This is a genomic window from Methylobacterium sp. Leaf93 (assembly GCF_001422345.1).
GTDB classification, from domain to species: Bacteria; Pseudomonadota; Alphaproteobacteria; order Rhizobiales; family Beijerinckiaceae; genus Methylobacterium; species Methylobacterium bullatum.
In genome coordinates, this window is record NZ_LMMS01000023.1 from 406,399 (window position 1) to 426,192 (window position 19,794).

At 67.3% G+C, this 19,794-nt stretch carries 12 protein-coding genes and 4 pseudogenes; 9 read left to right on the forward strand and 7 right to left on the reverse strand.

The genetic code is table 11. The features are described from left to right. Nucleotides 1-259: 259 nt before the first annotated feature. From ASF26_RS13615 to ASF26_RS13625, 3 genes are all read left to right on the forward strand, one after another. Nucleotides 260-3,406, forward strand: coding sequence for a hypothetical protein (locus ASF26_RS13615; protein ID WP_056254757.1), 3,147 nt, complete (start codon nt 260-262; stop codon nt 3,404-3,406). Continuing rightward, nucleotides 3,403-5,067 (forward strand): hypothetical protein, encoded by a 1,665-nt coding sequence (locus tag ASF26_RS13620; RefSeq protein WP_056254762.1) that lies wholly within the window; start codon nt 3,403-3,405, stop codon nt 5,065-5,067. Before ASF26_RS13615 ends, ASF26_RS13620 begins: the two co-directional genes overlap by 4 nt. 316 nt (nt 5,068-5,383) lie before the next feature. Next, nucleotides 5,384-7,195: a reverse transcriptase family protein gene (locus ASF26_RS13625; protein ID WP_056254766.1), complete on the forward strand. Its 1,812-nt coding sequence runs from the start codon at nt 5,384-5,386 to the stop codon at nt 7,193-7,195. Nucleotides 7,196-7,492: 297 nt separating this feature from the next. On the opposite strand, the pseudogene ASF26_RS13630 reads toward ASF26_RS13625, so the two are convergent. The 5 genes and pseudogenes from ASF26_RS13630 to ASF26_RS13650 form a co-directional block, all read right to left on the reverse strand. Beyond that, a pseudogene (locus ASF26_RS13630) lies at nt 7,493-8,572 on the reverse strand (IS5 family transposase). Between the two features lie 87 nt (nt 8,573-8,659). Beyond that, nucleotides 8,660-9,467: pseudogene (locus tag ASF26_RS13640) on the reverse strand (IS5 family transposase). Nucleotides 9,468-9,536: 69 nt separating this feature from the next. Next, nucleotides 9,537-10,865: an IS701 family transposase gene (locus tag ASF26_RS13645; RefSeq protein WP_056254770.1), complete on the reverse strand. Its 1,329-nt coding sequence runs from the start codon at nt 10,863-10,865 to the stop codon at nt 9,537-9,539. A gap of 65 nt (nt 10,866-10,930) precedes the next feature. Beyond that, complete coding sequence (locus ASF26_RS22720) at nt 10,931-11,080, reverse strand: hypothetical protein (RefSeq protein WP_156462990.1); 150 nt, start codon at nt 11,078-11,080, stop codon at nt 10,931-10,933. A 641-nt stretch (nt 11,081-11,721) separates the two neighbouring features. Further along, nucleotides 11,722-12,021: a hypothetical protein gene (locus ASF26_RS13650; protein ID WP_056254775.1), complete on the reverse strand. Its 300-nt coding sequence runs from the start codon at nt 12,019-12,021 to the stop codon at nt 11,722-11,724. Nucleotides 12,022-12,176: 155 nt separating this feature from the next. Here ASF26_RS13650 and ASF26_RS13655 point away from each other — a divergent pair, with 155 nt between their 5' ends. Both ASF26_RS13655 and ASF26_RS13660 read left to right on the forward strand, forming a co-directional pair. Further along, the gene (locus ASF26_RS13655; RefSeq protein ID WP_056254779.1) at nt 12,177-12,380 is read left to right on the forward strand and encodes a hypothetical protein; all 204 of its coding nucleotides are present in this window, start codon (nt 12,177-12,179) and stop codon (nt 12,378-12,380) included. Nucleotides 12,381-12,898: 518 nt separating this feature from the next. Further along, the gene (locus tag ASF26_RS13660) at nt 12,899-14,389 is read left to right on the forward strand and encodes a DUF2252 domain-containing protein (RefSeq protein ID WP_056254783.1); all 1,491 of its coding nucleotides are present in this window, start codon (nt 12,899-12,901) and stop codon (nt 14,387-14,389) included. 466 nt (nt 14,390-14,855) lie between these two features. Here ASF26_RS13660 and ASF26_RS13665 read toward each other — a convergent pair whose 3' ends face one another. Continuing rightward, nucleotides 14,856-15,131, reverse strand: a complete 276-nt coding sequence (locus ASF26_RS13665) for a hypothetical protein (protein ID WP_056254786.1) — start codon at nt 15,129-15,131, stop codon at nt 14,856-14,858. A 26-nt stretch (nt 15,132-15,157) separates the two neighbouring features. Beyond that, a complete protein-coding gene (locus tag ASF26_RS13670) occupies nt 15,158-15,373 on the reverse strand; it encodes a hypothetical protein (protein ID WP_244475934.1) in 216 nt (71 codons plus the stop codon). 338 nt (nt 15,374-15,711) lie between these two features. Between ASF26_RS13670 and ASF26_RS23755 the strand changes: the two genes are divergently transcribed. From ASF26_RS23755 to ASF26_RS23155, 4 genes and pseudogenes are all read left to right on the forward strand, one after another. Beyond that, entirely contained in the window at nt 15,712-16,128 is a 417-nt protein-coding gene (locus ASF26_RS23755) for a DUF4113 domain-containing protein (RefSeq protein WP_348271090.1), read from the forward strand. 256 nt (nt 16,129-16,384) lie between these two features. Beyond that, complete coding sequence (locus ASF26_RS13675) at nt 16,385-17,263, forward strand: SDR family oxidoreductase (protein ID WP_056254789.1); 879 nt, start codon at nt 16,385-16,387, stop codon at nt 17,261-17,263. 121 nt (nt 17,264-17,384) lie between these two features. Continuing rightward, nucleotides 17,385-18,494 (forward strand): annotated as a pseudogene (locus ASF26_RS13680) (transposase). Nucleotides 18,495-18,828: 334 nt separating this feature from the next. Next, nucleotides 18,829-19,787: pseudogene (locus ASF26_RS23155) on the forward strand (IS5 family transposase). Nucleotides 19,788-19,794 lie beyond the last annotated feature (7 nt).

Consider the following 19,794-nt stretch of genomic DNA (forward strand, 5'->3'; position numbering starts at 1 on the left):
TGCGGTCCGGCCGTAAAGGCGGGCAGAGCGCGTCGCCGCCTCGGTGGTTCCGCGCTAAGCAGGCGGGGCGATATGGGGGACGCGTCCATCAATGCACGCCCCGGCCCCAGGGTTGCCCCCGCGATCCCAGGGCGGCTAGACATCCCTGCGACCGGAACGCCGCATGTCACCGCGCCGGTCGCCGCTTCTTCCCCGTCTCGCGAGGAGCCACGATGCAGAGACCCGAGGATCGCAGTGTCGCCCTCTCCGGGTCCGCCGCATGAGGGTCGTCCGTGCGGCGCGCCTCCACCTGAAGGAGGGAGCCTCCGACAAGGTCTACGAGGTGGACCTCGTGGAGAACGACGCGGTCGCCGCGCCCGAGCGGTTCCTCGTGAATATCCGCTACGGACGACGCGGCGCGATCCTGCGCGAGGGGTCGAAGACGGCGCAGCCGATCACCGCCGATGCCGCCGCGAAAGTGTTCGACAGCGTCGTCGTTGCGAAGATCAACAGCGGCTACCGCCGGATCGACCCGGCCGCCGCCTTCCCCGGACAGACGGCCGAGGCGGAATCGCGGGAGGGCGGCACCCCGGCCGGGGGCCGCGACGGCATCCTTCTCGCGCGGCTGGCATCCTGCCGGCGCGGGCCGTGGCCGGAGAAGGACCGTGAGCGCCTGCTCTGGCGCATCGGCCAGCTCCGCATCGCGCAAGCGGAGCTGGACCTCGTGGCGATGGTGCGGGACGTCGGACCGGCGGGGGCGAGCTACGCCCTGGTCTGGGCGCTGGCCCGCGCCGTGGGGGGCAAGGCGGCACCAATCCTCGAGGCCGTGGCGGCCGAGACGAGCAGCGTCGTGATCCGCGATCTCGCCCGCTTCGCCCTGGTCTCGCCGCTGATGGGCGCGCAGAGGCGCTCCCCCGGCGATGAAGCGGACCTGCCCGACACCATCGCCCGGCCGGCCCGCGCCGGCGACGCGGACGGCCTCGTCGCCGCGCTGACCGTCCTCGCCAGGGGCAAGCCGCTCGCCGTCGGGCCGGCGCTGGTGGCGCTCGGCCGCTGCGCGCAGCACGATGCCGCGCTGCATGCGGGCCTCTGCGCCGCGCTCCCGCGCTTGGCCCCCCGGCCGCCCTACCTCATCGGCCTGCGCCGCCTCTTCAAACATGCCGAGATGGCCGACGATGCCGGCCTCTTCGGCGCCACCGCGCTGCGGCTCGAGACCGCGAAGGCGATGTACAAATCCGGCAGCGGCTCCTTCTACTCGCCCGAGCTGCGGCAGCTCGTTGTGGTGCGCGAGGCGCGCAGTGGCCCGCATGCGCGGATCGGCCTGTCCTCGGCCACCTCGCTCTACCTCAAGCGCCGGATCTGGCGGGCCCTGCGCAAGCGCGGCGAGGTCGGCGATCCGGCCTTCGCCGGGATGGCCGCCGGCCTGCTGCTGAGGTTGCGGCCGGAGGATCTGAGCCAGCGCACGGTCTCGACCCTGTGGCGGCGTCAGGCGGACGGCGCCTGGGGCCGCCAGCCCCGCCTGCGCGGGCCGCTCGCGACCCACTGGGCGGCGAGCCATCTCCTGTTCCGCCATGCCCCGCAGGCACGGCCGCGTTCGGGCTCGGCCACGTTCTTCCTCGATGCCGACACCGACCTCGACGCGCGGGACGAGGCCTTCCCCGACCTCTGGAGCGCGCGGCCGGACCTCGCCCTCCGTCTCGCCACGGAGGGGCGGATCGACCCTGTGGCGATGCTGGGCCTGCGCGTCCTGCGGGCCGACACCGCGGCCTGCGCCGCCCTCGATGCCGCCGCAATCGGTCGCCTGTTCGGCGCGACTCTACCCGCCGTCGCCGCCCTCGGCCTGGAGATCGCGCGGGAGCGTCTCGCCCGGGGCGGGGCCGATCCCGAACTCCTCGCCGTCCTCGTCCAGGCCCGGTTTCCGGAGGCGCGAATGCTCGCCCTGTGGCGGATCGAGGCCGAGGCGGATTTGCCCTGGTCGAACGTAGCTCTGGCCTTCGCGCTGCTCACGAGTGCCGCGCCGGAGGTCGGGGCCGCGCTCGTCCCCCTCGCCCGCGAGCGCGGGCTTCCGGCCGGCGTGGCCGGGCCTCTGGCCGAGCGGCTGGTGGCGTGGCTGCGGGCGATGCCGCCCATCCTCGACGAGGAATCGAAGGCGGCGATCCGTGCCATGCGCGGCGGCCTCCCGCTGCTCTGGCCGAACCACGACATGCCGGTGGCCGGGCACGACATCGGCGCGCTGATGGCGCATCCGGCACCGGAGATGATCGCTGCGGGCGTCGCGTTGCTGGCCCTGTCCGGCACCGATGCCGATGGCCTGCCCGCCGAGCAATGGTACGCCCTAATCGGCTCGGATTCCCTGGACGTGCGGGACGCCGCCATCGGCCTCCTGTCGCGCCTCGACGATGAGCGGCTCCGCCGGCACGCCGACCACATTCTCGCCTTCGCCTCCGGTCCTTCGCCCGTCCTGCGAAAGGCGGCGCGGCCCCTGGTCAAGCGCCTGGTCGATGCCGATCCGGCCAGCGCCGGCCCGCTGGCGCAAGCCCTCATCGCGAGCCTGTTCCGCACCGCGCCGGACGACCAGTTCGTCGCCGACATCGTCGCGCTCTTGGGCGAGGCGATGCCCGGGGAACTCGCTGCCCTCGACGCCGGCACCCTGTGGCGCCTCCTCCAGGCGCAGGCCAAGGGCGCGCAGCGTCTCGGGGCCATCGTGCTAGCCGAGCGGGCGCCGGGCCTCTTCAGCGTGCGCCAGATCGCGCGGCTCGGGGGCCATTCGCATCTCTCCGTGCGGCAATGGGCGATGGCCGCCTATCTGGCCGAGCCGGCCCGCTTCCAGGCCGAGGCGGCCGAGGCCGTCCTTCTCGTCGAGAGCGACTGGCCGGAGACCGTCGCCTTCGCGGAGAGCCATTTCACGACCTGGCCGGAGGAGGCCTGGACGCCGGAGGCGCTTTCCGTCGTCACCGACAGCGTCAAGCCGGAGGTCCTGGCCTTCGCCCGCCGAATCCTGCGCAGCCGGCTGCGGCCGGGCGAGGCGGATGCCCAGATCCTGCGCCTCCTCGAACATCCCTCGCCCTCGATGCACCTCCTGGTGACGGAGTTGCTGACGGCGCAGGCCGTGGCCAGCGAGGAGGCCTTCGCCCGTCTCGTGCCGCTCGCCCGCATCGTCATGCTGCAGGTGCTGACGGGGCGGACCGCCAAGGACAGGATGGCCGCCTTCCTGAAAGGGGAGGCCCTGCGCAGCCGGGAGCGGGCGCACCGTTTGCTGCCCCTCTTCGCCGACCTGTCCCTGAGCGTCACGGCGCGCGACCGGAACGCCGCAATCCTGGCGCTTCGTGACATCGCCAACGCCTATCCGGATCTCGAGATGCCCCTCGTCCGGCGCCCCTCCGTGGCGCGGCCCGCCCCCGGATCCCTGCCGGAGGGTGCCCGATGAACGTCGTCCACCGCTATCTCGGCGAGAGCCGCGCCGTCACGGAAGGGGGTACGACGCGGCTCGGCTTCGCCCCCGATACCTTGCGCGCGCCGACCTTCTTCAACGGACGGGTCGCCCGCCACCTGCCGTTCCGCGAGGCGATCTCGGCCCTGCACCACGTCGTGGTGTCGGACCTGCGCTTCAAGCCGAAGGACCGTAGCGCCTATTTCGCCTGGCTGCAGGCCAACGAGCAGCAGCTCCTGGCCGAGGCGCTGGCCGGGCGGGACGGTCTGGAGGCCGAGATCGAGGTCCTGCGCCGCGAACTCACGGACATCGATGCCGCGTCCCAAACGGTGATGCGGCCGTTCTACAAGGCCCGGCAGCGCTATTTCGACCGCCTCTACAAGGAGGATCTCGACGCCTGGATCGTCCTCGACCCGGTCATCACCGTGCATCCCGACGAGATCTTCTTCGAGTGTTTCAGCCTCGACGAATCCACCTACGGACGCCTCTCCTGCGACCATGACGTGTTCGAGCGCATGGGCGAGATGGCCTTCGGCACCACCAACATCGATTACAGCCACGCTCTGTACGACGAGTTCCAGAAGATCCGCAGCGACCGCGACACCGAACTCGCCATCGACCCCACCGGCTTCTCCGTCCAGACCACCGGAACGGAGGAGTATCGCGAGGACAAGATCAATCTGCCCGATTCCTGGATGCGGGGCTTCCTGCAGGTGTCGAGCGCCATGACGCAGCCCGCCTGCGTGGTCGATCTCCACCCCGTCGACCTGCACGCGATCCTCACGCGGCTCGCCGCCCGCCGGGAGCGGTACGGCCCGCGCTCTCTGCGCTTCCTGCTCGAACCGGACCGGCCGGTGAGCGTGCTAATCGAACCCTGGAACGAGCGCCTGACCTTCCGGCGCTCGATCTATCGGGGGCCGGCGAGCGCCGAGATCCGGCTCTGGGGCCGGCGCCGTCTGACGATCCTCGCCCGCGCCCTGCCGCTCGCCCGATCCGTGCGGCTCCATCTCCTCGGCACCGGGCTGCCCTCCTTCGCGGTGGTGGATTACGGCGGCCTGCGCTTCACCCTCGGCCTGTCCGGCTGGACCGCCAACGACTGGTCCCGCGCCGGCCAGTTCGACCTCCTCGCGCCCCGCACGGATGTCGATGCGGGCACGGCCGCGCGGGTCTTCGCGGCGCTGGGCCGCCATCTCTTCGCCGATGCCGGGACCCTCGCCGCCGAGACCGGCCTCGACCGGGCGACGGTGGAATCCGCGCTCGGCGGCTACGTCCAGGCCGGCCGGGTCATGTTCGATCTCGACAAGCGGGTGTTTCGCCTGCGCGAACTCACCCGCGAACCCCTCGATGCGGGCGCCCTGCGCTTCGCCTCGGAGCAGGAGGCCAAGGCCGACCGTTTCCTCGCCGCCGGGCTCGTGACCCTCGGCCCCATCACCCGCGCCGAGGGCCGGCGCAGCCTCACCGGCTCGGTCCTGGACGATGGCCGGGCCATGGCGACCGCCGTCGAGATCGACGCGGACGACCGCATGGTCGGCGGCCATTGCACCTGCGGCTTCTACATTCGCAACAAACTGATGCGCGGCCCCTGCGAGCACATGCTGGCCCTGCGCCGCATCGTCCACGCGCAGGTCGAGGGCAAGCCGATGAGGAGTCAGGCGTGAGGAACCGCGTCGGGAACCGATTGATGCCCTCCCCGGCATGCTTTAAGCTTCTTCCCCTGAGGGACGTCGGGCGGAGCGGACCTTGCATTCTGGGCGGCGTTTCGCCGTCCCTGCACCCTGCCCGGCAAAGCGTCACTGGCCCGCTCTTCACTGGGCCGGCACAGACCCCTACCGCGCGCTTTCTGTTTGGGTTCCTTGAACCCAAACGCGCGGTAGGGGTCGTGCCGGCATCGAGTGGACCGGACCAGTCCCGAGACTTGACGAAGGCTTTCCGGCCGGCGTCCCTCATTCATCCTCCCGTGCGGGCGAGCCGCCCATGAGCGTCCAGCCCGGCTCGCTCACCCGGCAGCAACTCTACGACCGCATCCGCGAGAGCTCGAAGGACGAGGTCGTCCTGGAAGAGATGATCCGGCTCGGCTACTGGCCGGCCGGGACGGATCAGCCGAACCTCCCCGAGGACGTCATCCGCCGCCGGGGCGAGCTCACCCGCGAACTGACGGACCTGCATCGGAGCGCGGCGCTCTGGAAAAATCCGGATGCCGCCCTCAAGGCGATGCACAAGCGCCGGAAGAAGGCGGCTCTGGAACGGCGGCGCGAAACCAAGCTCAACGGCGCGCGCGGACGGCACGAACGCGCGCTCGCCTGGCACGGGCGCCGGAACTGGGAGATCCTGTATCTCGGTGAGGGCGTCTCAGCGGGTCTCTCGGCGCGGGGAGACGCCGGAGCGTCGCGAGCCGACGGCTTGCCGGACCTGGCGAGCCCCGTCGCGGTGGCCGAGGCCATGGGGATCGGCCTCGGCGAGCTGCGCTTCCTCGCCTATGACAGGGCGCTCGCCACGGTGAGCCATTACCAGCGTTTCACCATCCCGAAGAAGACCGGCGGGCTGCGTGCCATCTCGGCGCCGATGCCCCGGCTCAAGCGGGCGCAATACTGGATCCTCGATGCCGTGCTGGCCCATGCCGGCATCCACGACGCGGCCCACGGCTTCGTTCCGGGCCGCTCGATCCTGACGAACGCCGCCCTCCATGTGGGGCGGGACGTGGTAGTCAACCTCGACCTCAAGGACTTCTTCCCGACGCTGGATTACCGCCGGATCAAGGGCAAGTTCCGGGGCCTCGGCTATGCCGAGCCGGTGGCTACGGTGCTCGCCCTGCTCTGCACCGAGCCGGACGTGGACGAGGTCGAGATCGACGGGCAGCGTCTCTACGCGGCGCGCGGACCGCGCCGCCTGCCCCAGGGGGCGCCCACGAGCCCGGCGCTCACCAACCTCGTCTGCACCCGCCTCGACGCGCGCCTCACCGGCCTCGCCGCGTCGCTCGGCTTCACCTACACGCGCTACGCCGACGACATGACGTTTTCCGCCTCGGGCGAAGCGGCGGGCAAGACCGGCGCGCTCCTGAAATTCGTGCACGAGATCGTTGCCGCCGAAGGCTTCACCGTCCATCCCGACAAGACGCGGGTGATGCGGCGGGGGCGGCACCAGGAGGTCACCGGGCTCACGGTGAACGAGCGGGTCGCGGTGCCGCGCGAGACTCTGCGGCGGTTCCGCGCCCTGTTGCACGGCATCGAGGGGCACGGACCCGCCGGCCGCCGCTGGGGCCGGAGCGAGGGGCAGGCGGTGCTCGGGGCGGCTTTGGGCTTTGCCCGCTTCGTCCGGATGGTCACGCCCGAAGCCGGTGCTCCCCTGGTCGCGCAGGCGCGGCGGCTCGCCGAGAAACACGGGGCGCCGCAGCAATCGGCCCAGCCCCGGATCACCCCCTTCCGCGCGCAATCCGCCCGGGGCGTGCCGCCGCGCGAGGGCTGGTGGAGCCCGGCCGAACGCCCGCTGCCGCAGCCCGATCCCATCCTGCTCGAGGCCGAGCGGCCCGCCAGAAGCGTGCCCGGACGAAGCGGCCTGCCCTCCATCGGCCGTCGCCCCGCGCCGGCGACTGACCAGCCGCGTCCCGGATCGCCGCGCGGCGGCGATGTCGAGGAGGACACTCCGCTGAAGCCCTGGATGGCGGTCCTCGGCGTGTTCGTCCTGTTCCAGGCCGCCGCCATCGTGCATCCGGTTCTGGGATTGCTCGTGCTCGCCGCTTCACTCGTGATCGGAATCCGGCGCTGGCTCCGCCGCCGACGCAGGAGATAGGGATTTCGGGAGCGGTCCGGCTTTCCGGCCGCGCTCCAGCCCTCCCAAACCGAGTCTCGATAGCATTGATCCATGGGTCACGGTCATCGAGGTCCGGTGGAGAAGGACGCCGCCGCCGGTGACGTGGCGGCGGCCTGCCGGCGGCTTGCTTCTAGCAGGCCGCTGAAAAAGTCTGATTTGACTCTTGGCATGGATGATGTCGGCTGTGTTGGCGGCGACCGGCACCTTCGAGGGGGGGGCATCACCTTCGGCGGCCCCTCCGTTTCCGTAGTTGGGCCCCGGCCCCGGGCTTTCCCCTCATCCAGCCGCTTTGGCCAGTAGCCTGGGCAGGCGCACGAGGTTGTAGGCGACGGCCGCGAAGGTGAAGACCGCCTCCACCTTGGCCAACCCCGCCTGGACCTTGATCCAGCCGAAGACCTCCTCCACGCGCTTGCGGCAGCGCAGACTGATCGCGTAGCCGGGATGGCGCGTGGTGCGACCATCGATGGCCGTTTTGCGCGGCTTGCCGGATTTGGACACCGCCCCGCTGATGGCGATGTGGGGCGTGACGCGGCGCGCCCGCAGGTCGCCGACGAAGGCCCGGACATCGTAGGCCTTGTCCGCCCCCAGGGTGATCCGATGCCGGCGCGGATGACGGTCGAGCATCGTCAGCGTCGCCTCGCGCTCGGCGGTCCCCGTGGCATGGGTCAGCGTCGCGTCCACCACCAGCCCGTTGCGGTTCTCCATCAGGGCATGGCCCATGAAGCACAGCCGGCTCTCCTGGCCCGCGCTCTTGCGATAGAGACGGGCATCCGGATCGGTGGCCGAGGCGTGGGTCTCGTTCGAGCGCGTCTCCTCGCGGAAGTCGCGTTCGCCGTTGCGGCCCGGTCCCGGCGGTTCGCTCGAGCCGTCCTTGGGCCGGAAGCTCTTCATGCTCGCCCAGGCCTCGATCAGCGTGCCGTCGACGGAAAAGTGGTCGCTCGACAGAAGCCGCTTGACGGGCTTCAGGGCCATCAGGCCCGAGAGAAAGGCGCGGGCGACATCCGCCTCCAGCAACCGGGCGCGGTTGTGCGTGAACACCGTCGGATGCCAGACGGAGGCGTCCATCTTCAACTCGACGAACCACCTGAACAGCAGATTGTAGTCGATCTGCTCCATCAGCATCCGCTCGGACCGCACAGAGAAGAAGGCCTGCAGCAGCGTCGCCCGGAGCAGCATCTCCGGAGGGATCGAGGGCCGCCCCATCCCTGACTACAGCGCCTCGAAACGCCCGTTTAGTCCGGCCAGGACCTCGTCCGCTAGCGCCCGGATCGGCCGTAAGGGATGATCGGCCGGAAAGCGCTCCTCCAGGCGGACGTAGCTGAACAGGCTCTCCGATCGATCCTCACGCCCGCGCATCGCCCGCCCCCACTCTTGCCTCGGACAGAGTGAATCAGCTCCAGGACATGCCGACCAGCGACTTATTCAGCGACCTGATAGAGGCTGTTATGAACCGCTTCCCAGTTGAGCGGCCTGTTTGAGCATGAGGCAGACGAAGGCGACGATGTGGAGATCGGCGAGCATGCTGGGATAGCGCTCGTCATCCTTGACGAGGCGGCGGAAGCGCGTCGCCCAGGCGAAGGAACGCTCCACGACCCAGCGGCGCGGCAGCAGCACGAAGCTGCGCTTGGCCTCCGGAAGTTTGACGACCTCCAGTTCTATGCCGTGTTCGCAGGCGGCCTTGGCCGGCTTTTCCCCAGTGTAGCCCTGGTCGACATACGCGAGATCGACGTTATTCCGGTGGCGGCCTGCACGACCTCGGCCCGATGCCCGACCTGGGCACGATCGTCGGCATCGGCGGGCGTGACGTGCAGGGCCAGGAGATGGCCCAGGGTGTCGACGGCCAGATGGGCCTTCGAGCCGTTCTTACGCTTGACGTCCTCGTAGCCGGCCCGCTCGCCGCTCTCGGGCGTCGAGCGAAGGGTCCGACTGTCGAGGATCGCCGCGCTCGGCTCGGGAGAACGCCCGGAAGCCAGGCGCAGGAGCGCCGGCAGATCGTCGGCGAGTTGCTTGAAGCATCCTGCCGCCAGCCAGCACTGCGCCTCCTGGTAGACAGTCTCCCAGGGCAGAAGGTCAGGGGCATCCACCGCTAGGGTGCTCCCGTCTTCACCACGTAGCGTAACCCGTTGAACGCCTAGCGAAGCGAATACTCACGCTGCCCTGCATCCTCGCGCAGCAGCGTCAGATACGGCGCGACCAGCGCCCATTCATCATCGGGAACATCGGACGGGTAGGCTTGGCACGAAGAGGTCATGCCTCTTCATCTGGATTCCAGATCGCCCAGATCCATAATAGCCTCTAGCACTACCTGGGCATTTTGGAGTCAGAGGGTAGCGGGAAGCGCCTTCGGCAGTGGGGGCACAGGACGGGTGGAGCCAGCTTGGCGAACAGCCGTCCGAGGATGGCCTGCCGCACGGCGGGCAGGCTGGGCGACGGCGGCGGGCTCGGCAGGCGGGTCGTCATTTTTTCCCCGCCCCGTCCGATGATGTTCGGCGAGGCGGAGGTGCTGCAGGTAAGCGCAGGCGATGCACGTCATCAGCGCGTGGCGATGCAGCCCGGTCCAGGACCGTCCCTCGAAGTGATCCAGGCCGAGTTCTTCCTTGAGCTGCTGGTGAGCCTGCTCGCAGACCCAGCGCGCCTTGATCGTGCCGGCCAGCGCGCGTCGTGACGTGCCGGGCGGGAGGTTGGACAGGTAGTACTTGCGCTCGCCCGAGGAGCGCCACTCGCCCACGAGCCAGGCCTCTTCGCCCGGCAGGTGCCGGTTGTTGCCCCAGACCGGACCGTCGCCGACCCGCACCCGGAGGGCGGCGAACCGGGCCGAGAGCTTGCCCTTCGTACCCTGGCGCCACGTCACGCGCCGCCATGTCAGATCGGCCAGCACCGCCTCGGCGTCCCGCGGCTCCCGGTCCGGCGAGGGCTTGCGCGCGCGACCGGTCGGCGGCACGAGCTGCACGTCGGCCGCGTAGACCTTCTGGTTCCTGACGATGCCGACGGCCCAGCGCAGGCCCCGCGCATCCAGGCCGTGACGGAAGGCGGCGCTGACGCCGTAGCCCGCATCCGCCAGCACCGTGCCGAAGCGTAGCCCCTCCGCCCTCAAGCGATCGAGTTCGCAGAGCGCGATCTCACTCTTGCTCCGCGGCACGGTCGCGGGCTCGGGCACGCCGGCCTGCCCGCACCGCTGCGGATCGCGCGTCCACGCCTCGGGCAGGAACAGGCGCAGGCCCACCGGCACGGGCACCTCGCCCTGCGCCAGGGTGAGGGAGACCAGAGACTGGCAGTTGGCCTGCTTGCCCAGCGCACCGCAGTACTGGCGCGCCACCCCGACCGAGCGCGTGCCCTTCTTCGGCAGGGCCGTGTCGTCGATCACCAGGCAGGCATCGGGTCCGCCGACCAATCGATCCGCCTGGCGGGCCAGCTCCGTCCAGAGCGGTCCGTCGTCCCAGGCCGGGCTGGCGATGAAGTGCTGCAACTGGTCGTGGCCCGACAGCCCGAGCCGTGCCGCCATCGGCTGAAGGCTCTTGCGATCCCCCGGACCGAGCAGACCCCGGAGATAGAGCGGTGCCCAGGTCCGCCGGGTCTTGCGACCCATCACCGCCAGGAACGGCGCCAGCCAGGTGTCGAGCTCGTCCATCCCCACGCGATCCCGATCCATCGCCGCCCCACAAGCCATCCCAAGCGAGACAACGCAGCAGACGCCCTCAAAGTGCCCAGGTAGTGCTAGCTCGGCTGCTCCTCAGTCTTTTCGATCTCCGGATCGTCTTCTTCCGGGATCGAGGGCGGCTTTTGCTCAAGCGGTTGGGACGTCGCTGGCGGACTGTCGATGGGCTGCAAATCGGCGCCGGGCTGCGGTGTATCGGCTGCGGTCATGGGTTCATTCTCTCATCGTTGTAAGAAGCAAAGCCCCACATGATCGGAAGCGTTCCAGGGCGCGACTGACGCTCGGCCCTGCCCGCTCGATCATCAAACACGTCGTGGAGGAAAAGGCCGGCATCAGCACTGCTTTTTGACCAGTCTCAGTACTTCGCACGACGCACCAGTTCCGGTTCGCCCTACAGGCCGATTTCAGCAATGGGACCTTCACTCTCCAAAATCGGCGACGGGCTGGATTGCGTCAAACCGCTGCTGGCTTTCGCGATCTAGTCCCGCCATGCAGGAACACCTCAATCCCGCTCCCGTTGAAGTGAAAACAGGGAGCGAACCAATGATCGATGATATCGCATCAGGTGAACCTAAAACCCCGTCACCGCTCCACCATGCCGAAAAGGCGAAAGAACCTGATGGACTCGCCGATGCCGGTCCAACAGGGCCGCGCTCTGTAAAGCCCCCGACAGATAAGGGGCCATCAACAGGGGGGTATGACGACCATTCCCCGAGCAATCACTTAACCAACGAAAAGGGTGGCTACGGCGCGGGTTAGTCCGTGTCCCTCGAGCCTGTCTCGAAATTAGCCCCGCGGCCATAGGCGTCGCGGGGCTTTCTCCGTCAGGTTGTGTGAAGCAATGAGATTATCAGCAGTCGTCGCTGCCGGGTTTCACGACTTGGCCCTCGGCCGGCTTCTTCTCCCCGGCGGCGGGCTGGGTGTTCGAACCGACATTGTTCATGGCGCCGACGGTGCCGGGGGACTCTGCCTTTGCGCCCGGTGTCACCTTGGCGTCGGAGCCACCGTCTACTTTGGAACTCTTGTCCGCTGCGGCTTGCTTGTCCTGACTGTTGGACGTTGTGCCGACGGCGCAGGGGGCCGCGATCGTGGTGGCGGCCGTGAGCGTCAGTATGGCTGCGGCAGCGGTGAGCGAACGGATGATTGTCATGTTTCCTCCTGGATCGTTGTCCAGGCGACCAACCATGTGGTGGGTTTGCCTGTTCCTCCGCGAAGAAGTCGCACTCGGAAAGCGCTAAAACTCGATAGGCAGCGTGACCCTTTTCAGCGCCGACGCGTTGGCTGCTGCCGAACAAGGAGACCCTCATGGCAGCGAACGACAAGGCTACGACCTACACCCTGAAGCAGGCTCTCGCGGCGAAGGTTGGCGACCACGTCGAGATCGCTGTTGAAGCCGAGCACGGTACCAAGTTCAAGATCCTGGCGACCGCCGAGCAACTCGATGCTCTCACCGGCGATCTGGAAGGCATCCTCGACGAGGATGATGCCAAGGCCGAGGCTGCGGAGTAGCGGGTTAGGGCTCCTCATTGATCGTTAACCATATGACCACCATATGAGGATCACGCCGATCGCGACCCACGTCGCTTGATCGGGAACGGCCACGATGCCGGGTTGGGGTGACGCCGGATGTACGCGCACCTTGGCTCGGCGTCCGTGGCCGTTAGCTTTGATAGAGCCCAAACGCTGTTTTGGGCTCTATCAAAGCTCTTTCCAATCTCTCGAACTGCTATTTCCATCGACGGGCGCGAAGGCACGCGCCACCGAGTGTTCGAACCCTCCCTCGAATGCACCTCGGTCACGATCGGTGTTCCACGGTATCCCGATACGGCGGCTGGTTTCGATCACGAGGCAAATCGGGGCTCCGGGGCTGGGCCACTCATGAGCGATGCATCCGCCCGCAAAAGTCCTGAAGCCTGTTCTCGATGATGTGTTTCGCCGATTGCCGATTTTCTGCGCCCGCCGCCAGCATTGCGTTACTCGCGGTCTGTCTCCCGTTCTAATCCATCGCTATGAGAAGGATCTGCGACTTGGATCAATCGACGGATGTTTCCAATGTCACACATGTCGAGCCGAACGAGGCCGTCAAGACCGCGCCGGACGCCGTCCTCGAGCCGCTGGCGGACTTCCCTCATATTGATCTTCGCACCGGCGTAGAGCCCTGGGAAAAACGCCGCGCCGCCGGCAAGACCTTGCGGGCGAAAGTGCCTCATGCGGTCCATGCCGCTCTCGAAACAGACTCCGACCGCCCCGATCCAGTCTCGTTGATCGAGGGCGCGCATGAGGGCAGGCAAGCCCAACTGATTCCGTTGAGGATCGCCCGGATGGCGAGTTCTCCTTTCGCCTTCCTGCGCGGTGCGGCGCATGTGATGGCCTGGGACCTGGCACAGGGCGCACGCGGTGCGATCGACGTCGTCATGAACGGTGACGCGCACATCTCGAATTTCGGGTTGTTCGGCACACCGCAGGGTGAAGTGGTTTTCGATCTCAACGATTTCGACGAGGTGACGATCGGACCTTGGGAATGGGATCTGAAAAGGCTCTGCGCCAGTGTCGAAGTGGCGGCGCGTGACGATGGTGTAAGGGCCTTGGAACGGCGGGAGGCCGTGCTCGCGGCCGTGGCCGGGTATCAACATACCATGGACGATCTGGCGCCCCGCGGCTCCCTTGATGTGTGGCAGCGAGCGGCGCGGGCCGACCAGCTCGAATTTTCCGGGATCGAGAGCGACTCGCAATCCCAGATGGTGGTGCGCAAGGCCGTCGAGAAGGCGCGCCGCAAGAACAACAAGAGCCTGCTCGACCGGGTTGGCGAGCGGCGCACTGATGGCAGCTGGCGGTTTCGCGAGGAGCCGCCAATCCTCATGCGCGTCGACGAGGCCACGCGCCAGAACGTAACCTCGGGTCTCGAACGCTATGCCGAGACCTTACCGCGCGAGCGCCGCTTCATGCTCAACCGCTATCACGTGGTGGACGTCGCCCATCGGGTGGTCGGGGTCGGCAGTGTCGGAACCCGCGCCTACGTGGCTCTGCTCTGCGGCAATTCCGATCAGGACGCGCTCTTCCTTCAGGTCAAGGAGGCCGTTCGCCCGGCTCACGCGCCCTATCTGACTGGCATGCCCGAACCCTATGCGAGCCACGAGGGCGAGCGTGTCATCTACGGACAGAAGCTTCTGCAGGCGGTGGGAGATCCTCTGCTGGGTTGGACGTCGATTGATGATCGGCCCTTCTACGTCCGTCAGATGAAGAACATGAAAGGTGATATCCCCATCGCCAGGATGGCAGGACAGCCGCTTCTGTACTTTTCCCACGCCTATGGGGCGCTCCTCGCGCGGGCGCATGCCCGCACGGGTGATGCTGCGGCCATTGCCGGCTATTGTGGTCACGACGGACGCGCGGATCTGCGCGAAGCGTTCGCGGATTGGGCACACGCTTACGGGGACCAGAACGACGCGGACTATCACGCGTTTCTGTCCGCGATCTCCGCTGGCAGGCTCGAGGTTGCACAGGACGCCTGCCTTTGAGCGATGGGCCGGCAGGCGCAGTGCCGCATGTGGCTCGCATGTCCTGGCGCGGTCGATCCTCGCCCTCGATCCCGTCCGGCTCATCACAGCCGCCAGGCCTCATGTCAGCGTCACAGCCTTCAAGATCGAACCCGGCAGCCCGCGAGGCGGCGGCGTGAAGCCTTCCGCGACAAGCACGCCGACGAGGCCGGCCGCCTTAGGTGGACAACGTTCCAACTCGTTGGAGTGCATCCCGACCTCGGCGTGATCCGATCCAACTTCTGCGGGGCTATGGTCCCGAGCGGTGAGGTGGTGTCGGCCGTCGAGGCAAATGCCATCCGGTTCGAGCCGACCAAGTACTTTTGGAACGTGCCAAGCCGGCCGAAGGGGGCCGTGCCGATCCTGTCGGCGAAGTAGGCCCGTCCGCCTGGTGCCACTTGCCTGGATCATTGCGATGGCCGCAGAAGCCCCTTCGTGGCGAGAACGTTCAGGCGACCCCGATCTCGAATTCCATTCCCCTGCCTGGCCCTTGGTCGGCATAGTCGATCAGCGCATAGCCACGCTCTGCGAGGTCGGCTTCGAGGATGTCGCGGTGTTTCCGGTACATCTGGCCGATTGCCAGGGGCGTCAGTCGCGGATTGCCCCGCCGCAGTTGATCGCCACCGATACTGACCGGCGCGCCCTCGCGATCCGCGATCCTGACGAGGGCCGATGCCAGATCCGCGGCCTTCGTTTCCGAGGCCGATTTTGCTTTGAACGCCATGTCGTCTCCCTGATCCGGCGGCGAGCCTACCCGCCCTGTAGACTTTCGCCGAAATTGTCCGGGATCCCACCGAAATGACCGAGGATCGTCGCCCTCTCCAGCTCGCCGGTCTCGTCGTCGGCTATGAACTTGATCGCTGCCGTGCCCGGCATCCGGTCAGCCATCGCCTCGACCTTTTCCAGCGCTCCGAACTCGGTCGGTGCTAGCTCGCGGTCTCCGGGAACGAAGCGCTTCCACTTAATGGTGAAGGTCTACACCATGAACGTCGTCTTGATCGCCATCGTCGTGCTCTTCGTCGGCCGGTTGTCCACATGCGCGCAATGTTCAGCTTGACCACGAACCGGCAGGCCGTTTGTTCTTTTTATGTTCTATCACGGATTTGAGCGAGCGGTGGGCCTATTACGCGTCGAGGAGATGACGCGCGACGATGCGTCCATGGACCGCGTGCCGATCAACGGTGCGACGGACTGTGCAGGATTTCCGTCGCCGGTGGATGACTTCCTGCAAGGCGCTATCGACTTCCCCCGGTGACCGGCCATGGCGCTACAGCAAAAACGGCGTCATCACCATTGATCTCGAGATGCTGGATGATACCCAGCGCGCCCTGGTCGGGCAGCTCGACCATGAGCGCAGCGCGCCACTGGTTGCCGCAATGGACGAGTGCAACCGGCGCTTCGGCCGCAGGGCCGTCTTGCCGGCCCGCGCAGGCCGGGAGAAAAAGCGGAGCTGGTCGACGAAATTCGAGATGCGGAGCCCGCGCTACACCACGGAAGTCGGCGAATTGCCAACGGCCCTTGCCCTGTCTTGGCAAAGCCTGATCCCTAGCAAGGTGCCTACGATCCTGAATACTGGTCAGTGTCCGTCACCCCGACCTCTCGTCCCTCGCGCCGCGCTATCTCGACCGCGACACGCCCCCCGTACCGGGTTTGGCCGTCTCGACCGATCCGGGCCAGCTCGCGAGCCTCGGTATAGGCCAGCGGCCCATGAGCGGCGATGAGAGCTGTTGCCTTGGCCTGGCGATGGAAACGGCCGGGCCGCAGTTGGTTCGTAAGCCATAGCGAGATCAATCGAATGCCTTCCGCGCGTAGCCTGCGACGAGTTTTACCATGCCCCCGGTAGGACGATTTCTGTCGATGTCTCCATTACTGCCCACGAGATCTCCAGTCTGCAGAGATTGCGCGCTCCGACACCATTCTGTCGCAGCTACGAACCACCTTCTGTCACGTTAGCCGAGGCCTTCGGAAGGATAGACGATGACCTCAGACCCGCGCACCGCCGGCCCCCGGCCGCCCTTTCCCGGAGACCAGCAGCAGGAACGGCCCGGCCTGACGTCGAAGATGACGCCGACGCCGGATCATGGCGAGGATAGCTATGTCGGCAAGGACTTGCTCGCGGGTAAAGTGGCACTGATTACCGGGGGAGACAGTGGAATCGGGCGAGCTGTCGCGATCGCCTATGCGCGTGAAGGGGCGGACGTAGCAATCTCCTACCTACCCGTCGAACAATCCGATGCCGAAGACACAGCGCATTGGATCGAGAAGGCTGGGCGTCGCGCCCTGTTGTTGCCGGGCGACCTGCGGAATGAAACGCATTGCCGCGATCTCGTCGCTCAGACTGTCGATGCCCTCGGCGGCATCGATATCCTGGTGAACAACGCCGCTGCGCAAACGGCCAACGAAGACCTTGACGACGTGATCGCCGCGGATCTCGAAGGGTCATTCCGAGCCAACGTGTTTGCGATGTACTACCTCTGCCAAGCGGCGGTGCCGCATATGAAGCCCGGCTCAGCAATCGTCAATTCGACCAGCCAGCAGGCCAAGGTGGCCGACAAGACGATGCTGATCTACGCTGCGACCAAGGGGGCCATCGCGAGCTTGACCATCGGTCTCTCGAACTTGCTCGCTCCAAAGGGCATTCGCGTGAACTGCGTGGCGCCCGGCCCGATCTGGACGCCCATCCAGCCGATCGTGAAAAGTCCCGAGCAGATCGCGCAGCTCGGCGCGGATACCCCCCTTGGACGAGCAGGTCAGCCCGCGGAACTCGCGCCGGCCTATGTCCTCCTAGCCTCACGTGAGGGCAGCTACATGACTGGCGCATTGGTGCCGGTGACGGGTGGCACCCCGATGTTCTAGGCGCGCGAGATCACCCCCGCGGCGCCGCCCACCCGCCCGCCCGCCCCGCATTGATCTCATGACTCTGCCTGTGTCAAAACCCGGATGTTGGTACCTTTCTTCGGGTCGACCGGAGGATGGCATGGGACGGTTTGTTGTCGGTGCCGAGCGCGATCAGACGACGTTGTTTCCGCCATGTCTTGAAGACTGGATCGCCGAGGACAACCCGGTTCGCGTTGTCGATGCGTTCGTAGATGCGCTGGATCTCGGGGCGCTCGGCTTCGCGGACGTCGATGCGGAACGGACGGGGCGCCCGGGCTACCATCCGGCCGCTCTCATGAAGCTCTACGTCTACGGATACCTCAATCGGGTCCCGTCGAGCCGGCGTCTGGAGCGTGAAGCGGGCCGCAACGTCGAGGTCATGTGGCTGACGGGTCAGCTGTCACCCGACCACAAGACCATTGCCGAGTTCCGCCGGCAGAACGGACCGGCCATCGGGCGCGTCTGTGCCCGCTTCGTCGGTGTGTGCCGTGAGATGGGCCTGCTGACCGGCACACGCGTCGCGATCGACGGCTCGCAGTTCAAGGCGGTCAACGACCGCGACCGCAATTTCATCCAAGGCAAGCTCGACCGGCGCTGTCAGCAGATCGAGGAGAGCGTGTCGCTCTACCTCTCGCAGCTCGACACGGCCGATCGTCAGGATCCCACACCCGAACTGGCCGCCAAGGTGGTGCGGCGTAAGGACAAGATCGCCCGCCTCGGGCAGGAGATGAAGCGGTTGGCCGGTCTGGAGGAGCAGATGAAGGCGACGCCCGACCGGCAGATCTCGCTATACCGTCGGGAAGAGAAAGCCTACGTGTGTCCGGTGGGCGAGACGCTGGCCCACCGTTGCACCACGGTGGAGAAGGGTCTGATGCTGCATCGTTACTGAACGAACGTATGCTCGGCCTGACCAATGAAGGCGGCCTGCACGACGGGCAAAGAGCGCCGGGTGACGCGTTGGGAGCATGAGGACGTGCTGAAGACGGTGCAGCGCCGATTGGACGCCGATCCGCTGGCCATGCGGGTCAGGCGCGAGACTCTCGAGCATCCCCTTGGTACGCTGAAGGCGCGGGTGGGGGCCACGCACTTCCTGAGCAAGACCCTGCCGCGCGTCTCGACCGAGATGGCGCTCCAGATCCTCGCCTACAATCTGACGCGCGTTCTCAACATCCTGGGAAGCCGGGTACTTCTGGCGGCGATTCCCACCTGAGCGGGAGCATGGACCGCTTGCCAGAGATGCCGAGGAGCCGTTCAGGAGGCGCCTCCACCTAAAACCGGTCGTCTCTCAATCGCAAAAACCCATCCGACGCGATAAATAGCCCATTCTCGCGAGACCGGGACGTCACCCGACCGCGAAAGCCTCAATCCCAGAGTTTTGACACGGCCTGGACCTTAAGAGCAACTAACAGAACGGCACCGAGTCGGATGTTGAGCGTTGGTTTGGCATGGCCAGACCGCTTCTCCCCGATGATCTCTGGGATGAGATCGCTCCGCTGCTCCNCTAACAGAACGGCACCGAGTCGGATGTTGAGCGTTGGTTTGGCATGGCCAGACCGCTTCTCCCCGATGATCTCTGGGATGAGATCGCTCCGCTGCTCCCGCCGCCTCGGCCCCSTCCGAAGGGCGGGCGTCGTCCGATCGCGAACCGGGCCACACTGACGGGYATCCTGTTCGTGCTGCGCTCGGGTCTGCCGTGGGAGATGCTACCGGCMGAGATGGGCTGCGGCTCCGGCATGAGTTGCTGGCGGCGGCTGCGGGACTGGCAAGCGGCGGGCGTATGGAGCCGCCTGCATCACGTGCTGCTGGAGCGCCTGCACGCAGCGGGTGAGATCGACTGGAACCGGGCTTGCCTGGACAGCGCGTCTGTCCCGGCTAAAAAAGGGTGCATGAGTTGCTGGCGGCGGCTGCGGGACTGGCAAGCGGCGGGCGGATGGAGCCGCCTGCATCACGTGCTGCTGGAGCGCCTGCACGCAGCGGGTGAGATCGACTGGAACCGGGCTTGCCTGGACAGCGCGTCTGTCCCGGCTAAAAAAGGGGGGCTGCCACCGGCCCGAACCCGACGGACCGGGGCAAGCCGGGCACGAAGCGCCACCTCGTCACCGACGCGCGCGGCACGCCGCTCGGCTTCCGCCTGAGCGGGGCCAGCCGACACGACACCGTCATGATGGCGGCCACCCTCGATGCCATTCCGCCTCTGCGGAGTGGTCGACGAGGGCGACCGCGACGCCGTCCGGACAAGCTGCACGCCGACAAGGCCTACGATGCCCGACCCCGCCGTCAGGAGTGCCGGGCGCGGGGGATCGTCCCGCGCATCGCGCGGAAGGGTATCGAAAGCAGCGAGAAACTCGGTCGGCATCGCTGGGTCGTCGAGCGTACCCACGCCTGGTTCAACCGCTTCCGCCGCCTGCCCGTCCGCTACGAGCGACGTGCAGACATCTACGAGGCCTTCACGAGCCTCGCGACCAGCCTCATCACTCTCAACCAGATCAAACGGTTCTGTTAGGCGCTCT

Coding starts and splice junctions, on each gene's coding strand:
- ASF26_RS13615 (WP_056254757.1), top strand. CDS start 260: ATGAGGGTCGTCCGTGCGGCGCGCCTCCACCTGAAGGAGGGAGCCTCC.
- ASF26_RS13620 (WP_056254762.1), top strand. CDS start 3,403: ATGAACGTCGTCCACCGCTATCTCGGCGAGAGCCGCGCCGTCACGGAA.
- ASF26_RS13625 (WP_056254766.1), top strand. CDS start 5,384: ATGAGCGTCCAGCCCGGCTCGCTCACCCGGCAGCAACTCTACGACCGC.
- ASF26_RS13645 (WP_056254770.1), bottom strand. CDS start 10,865: ATGGATCGGGATCGCGTGGGGATGGACGAGCTCGACACCTGGCTGGCG.
- ASF26_RS22720 (WP_156462990.1), bottom strand. CDS start 11,080: ATGACCGCAGCCGATACACCGCAGCCCGGCGCCGATTTGCAGCCCATC.
- ASF26_RS13650 (WP_056254775.1), bottom strand. CDS start 12,021: ATGACAATCATCCGTTCGCTCACCGCTGCCGCAGCCATACTGACGCTC.
- ASF26_RS13655 (WP_056254779.1), top strand. CDS start 12,177: ATGGCAGCGAACGACAAGGCTACGACCTACACCCTGAAGCAGGCTCTC.
- ASF26_RS13665 (WP_056254786.1), bottom strand. CDS start 15,131: ATGGCGTTCAAAGCAAAATCGGCCTCGGAAACGAAGGCCGCGGATCTG.
- ASF26_RS23755 (WP_348271090.1), top strand. CDS start 15,712: ATGCTGGATGATACCCAGCGCGCCCTGGTCGGGCAGCTCGACCATGAG.
- ASF26_RS13675 (WP_056254789.1), top strand. CDS start 16,385: ATGACCTCAGACCCGCGCACCGCCGGCCCCCGGCCGCCCTTTCCCGGA.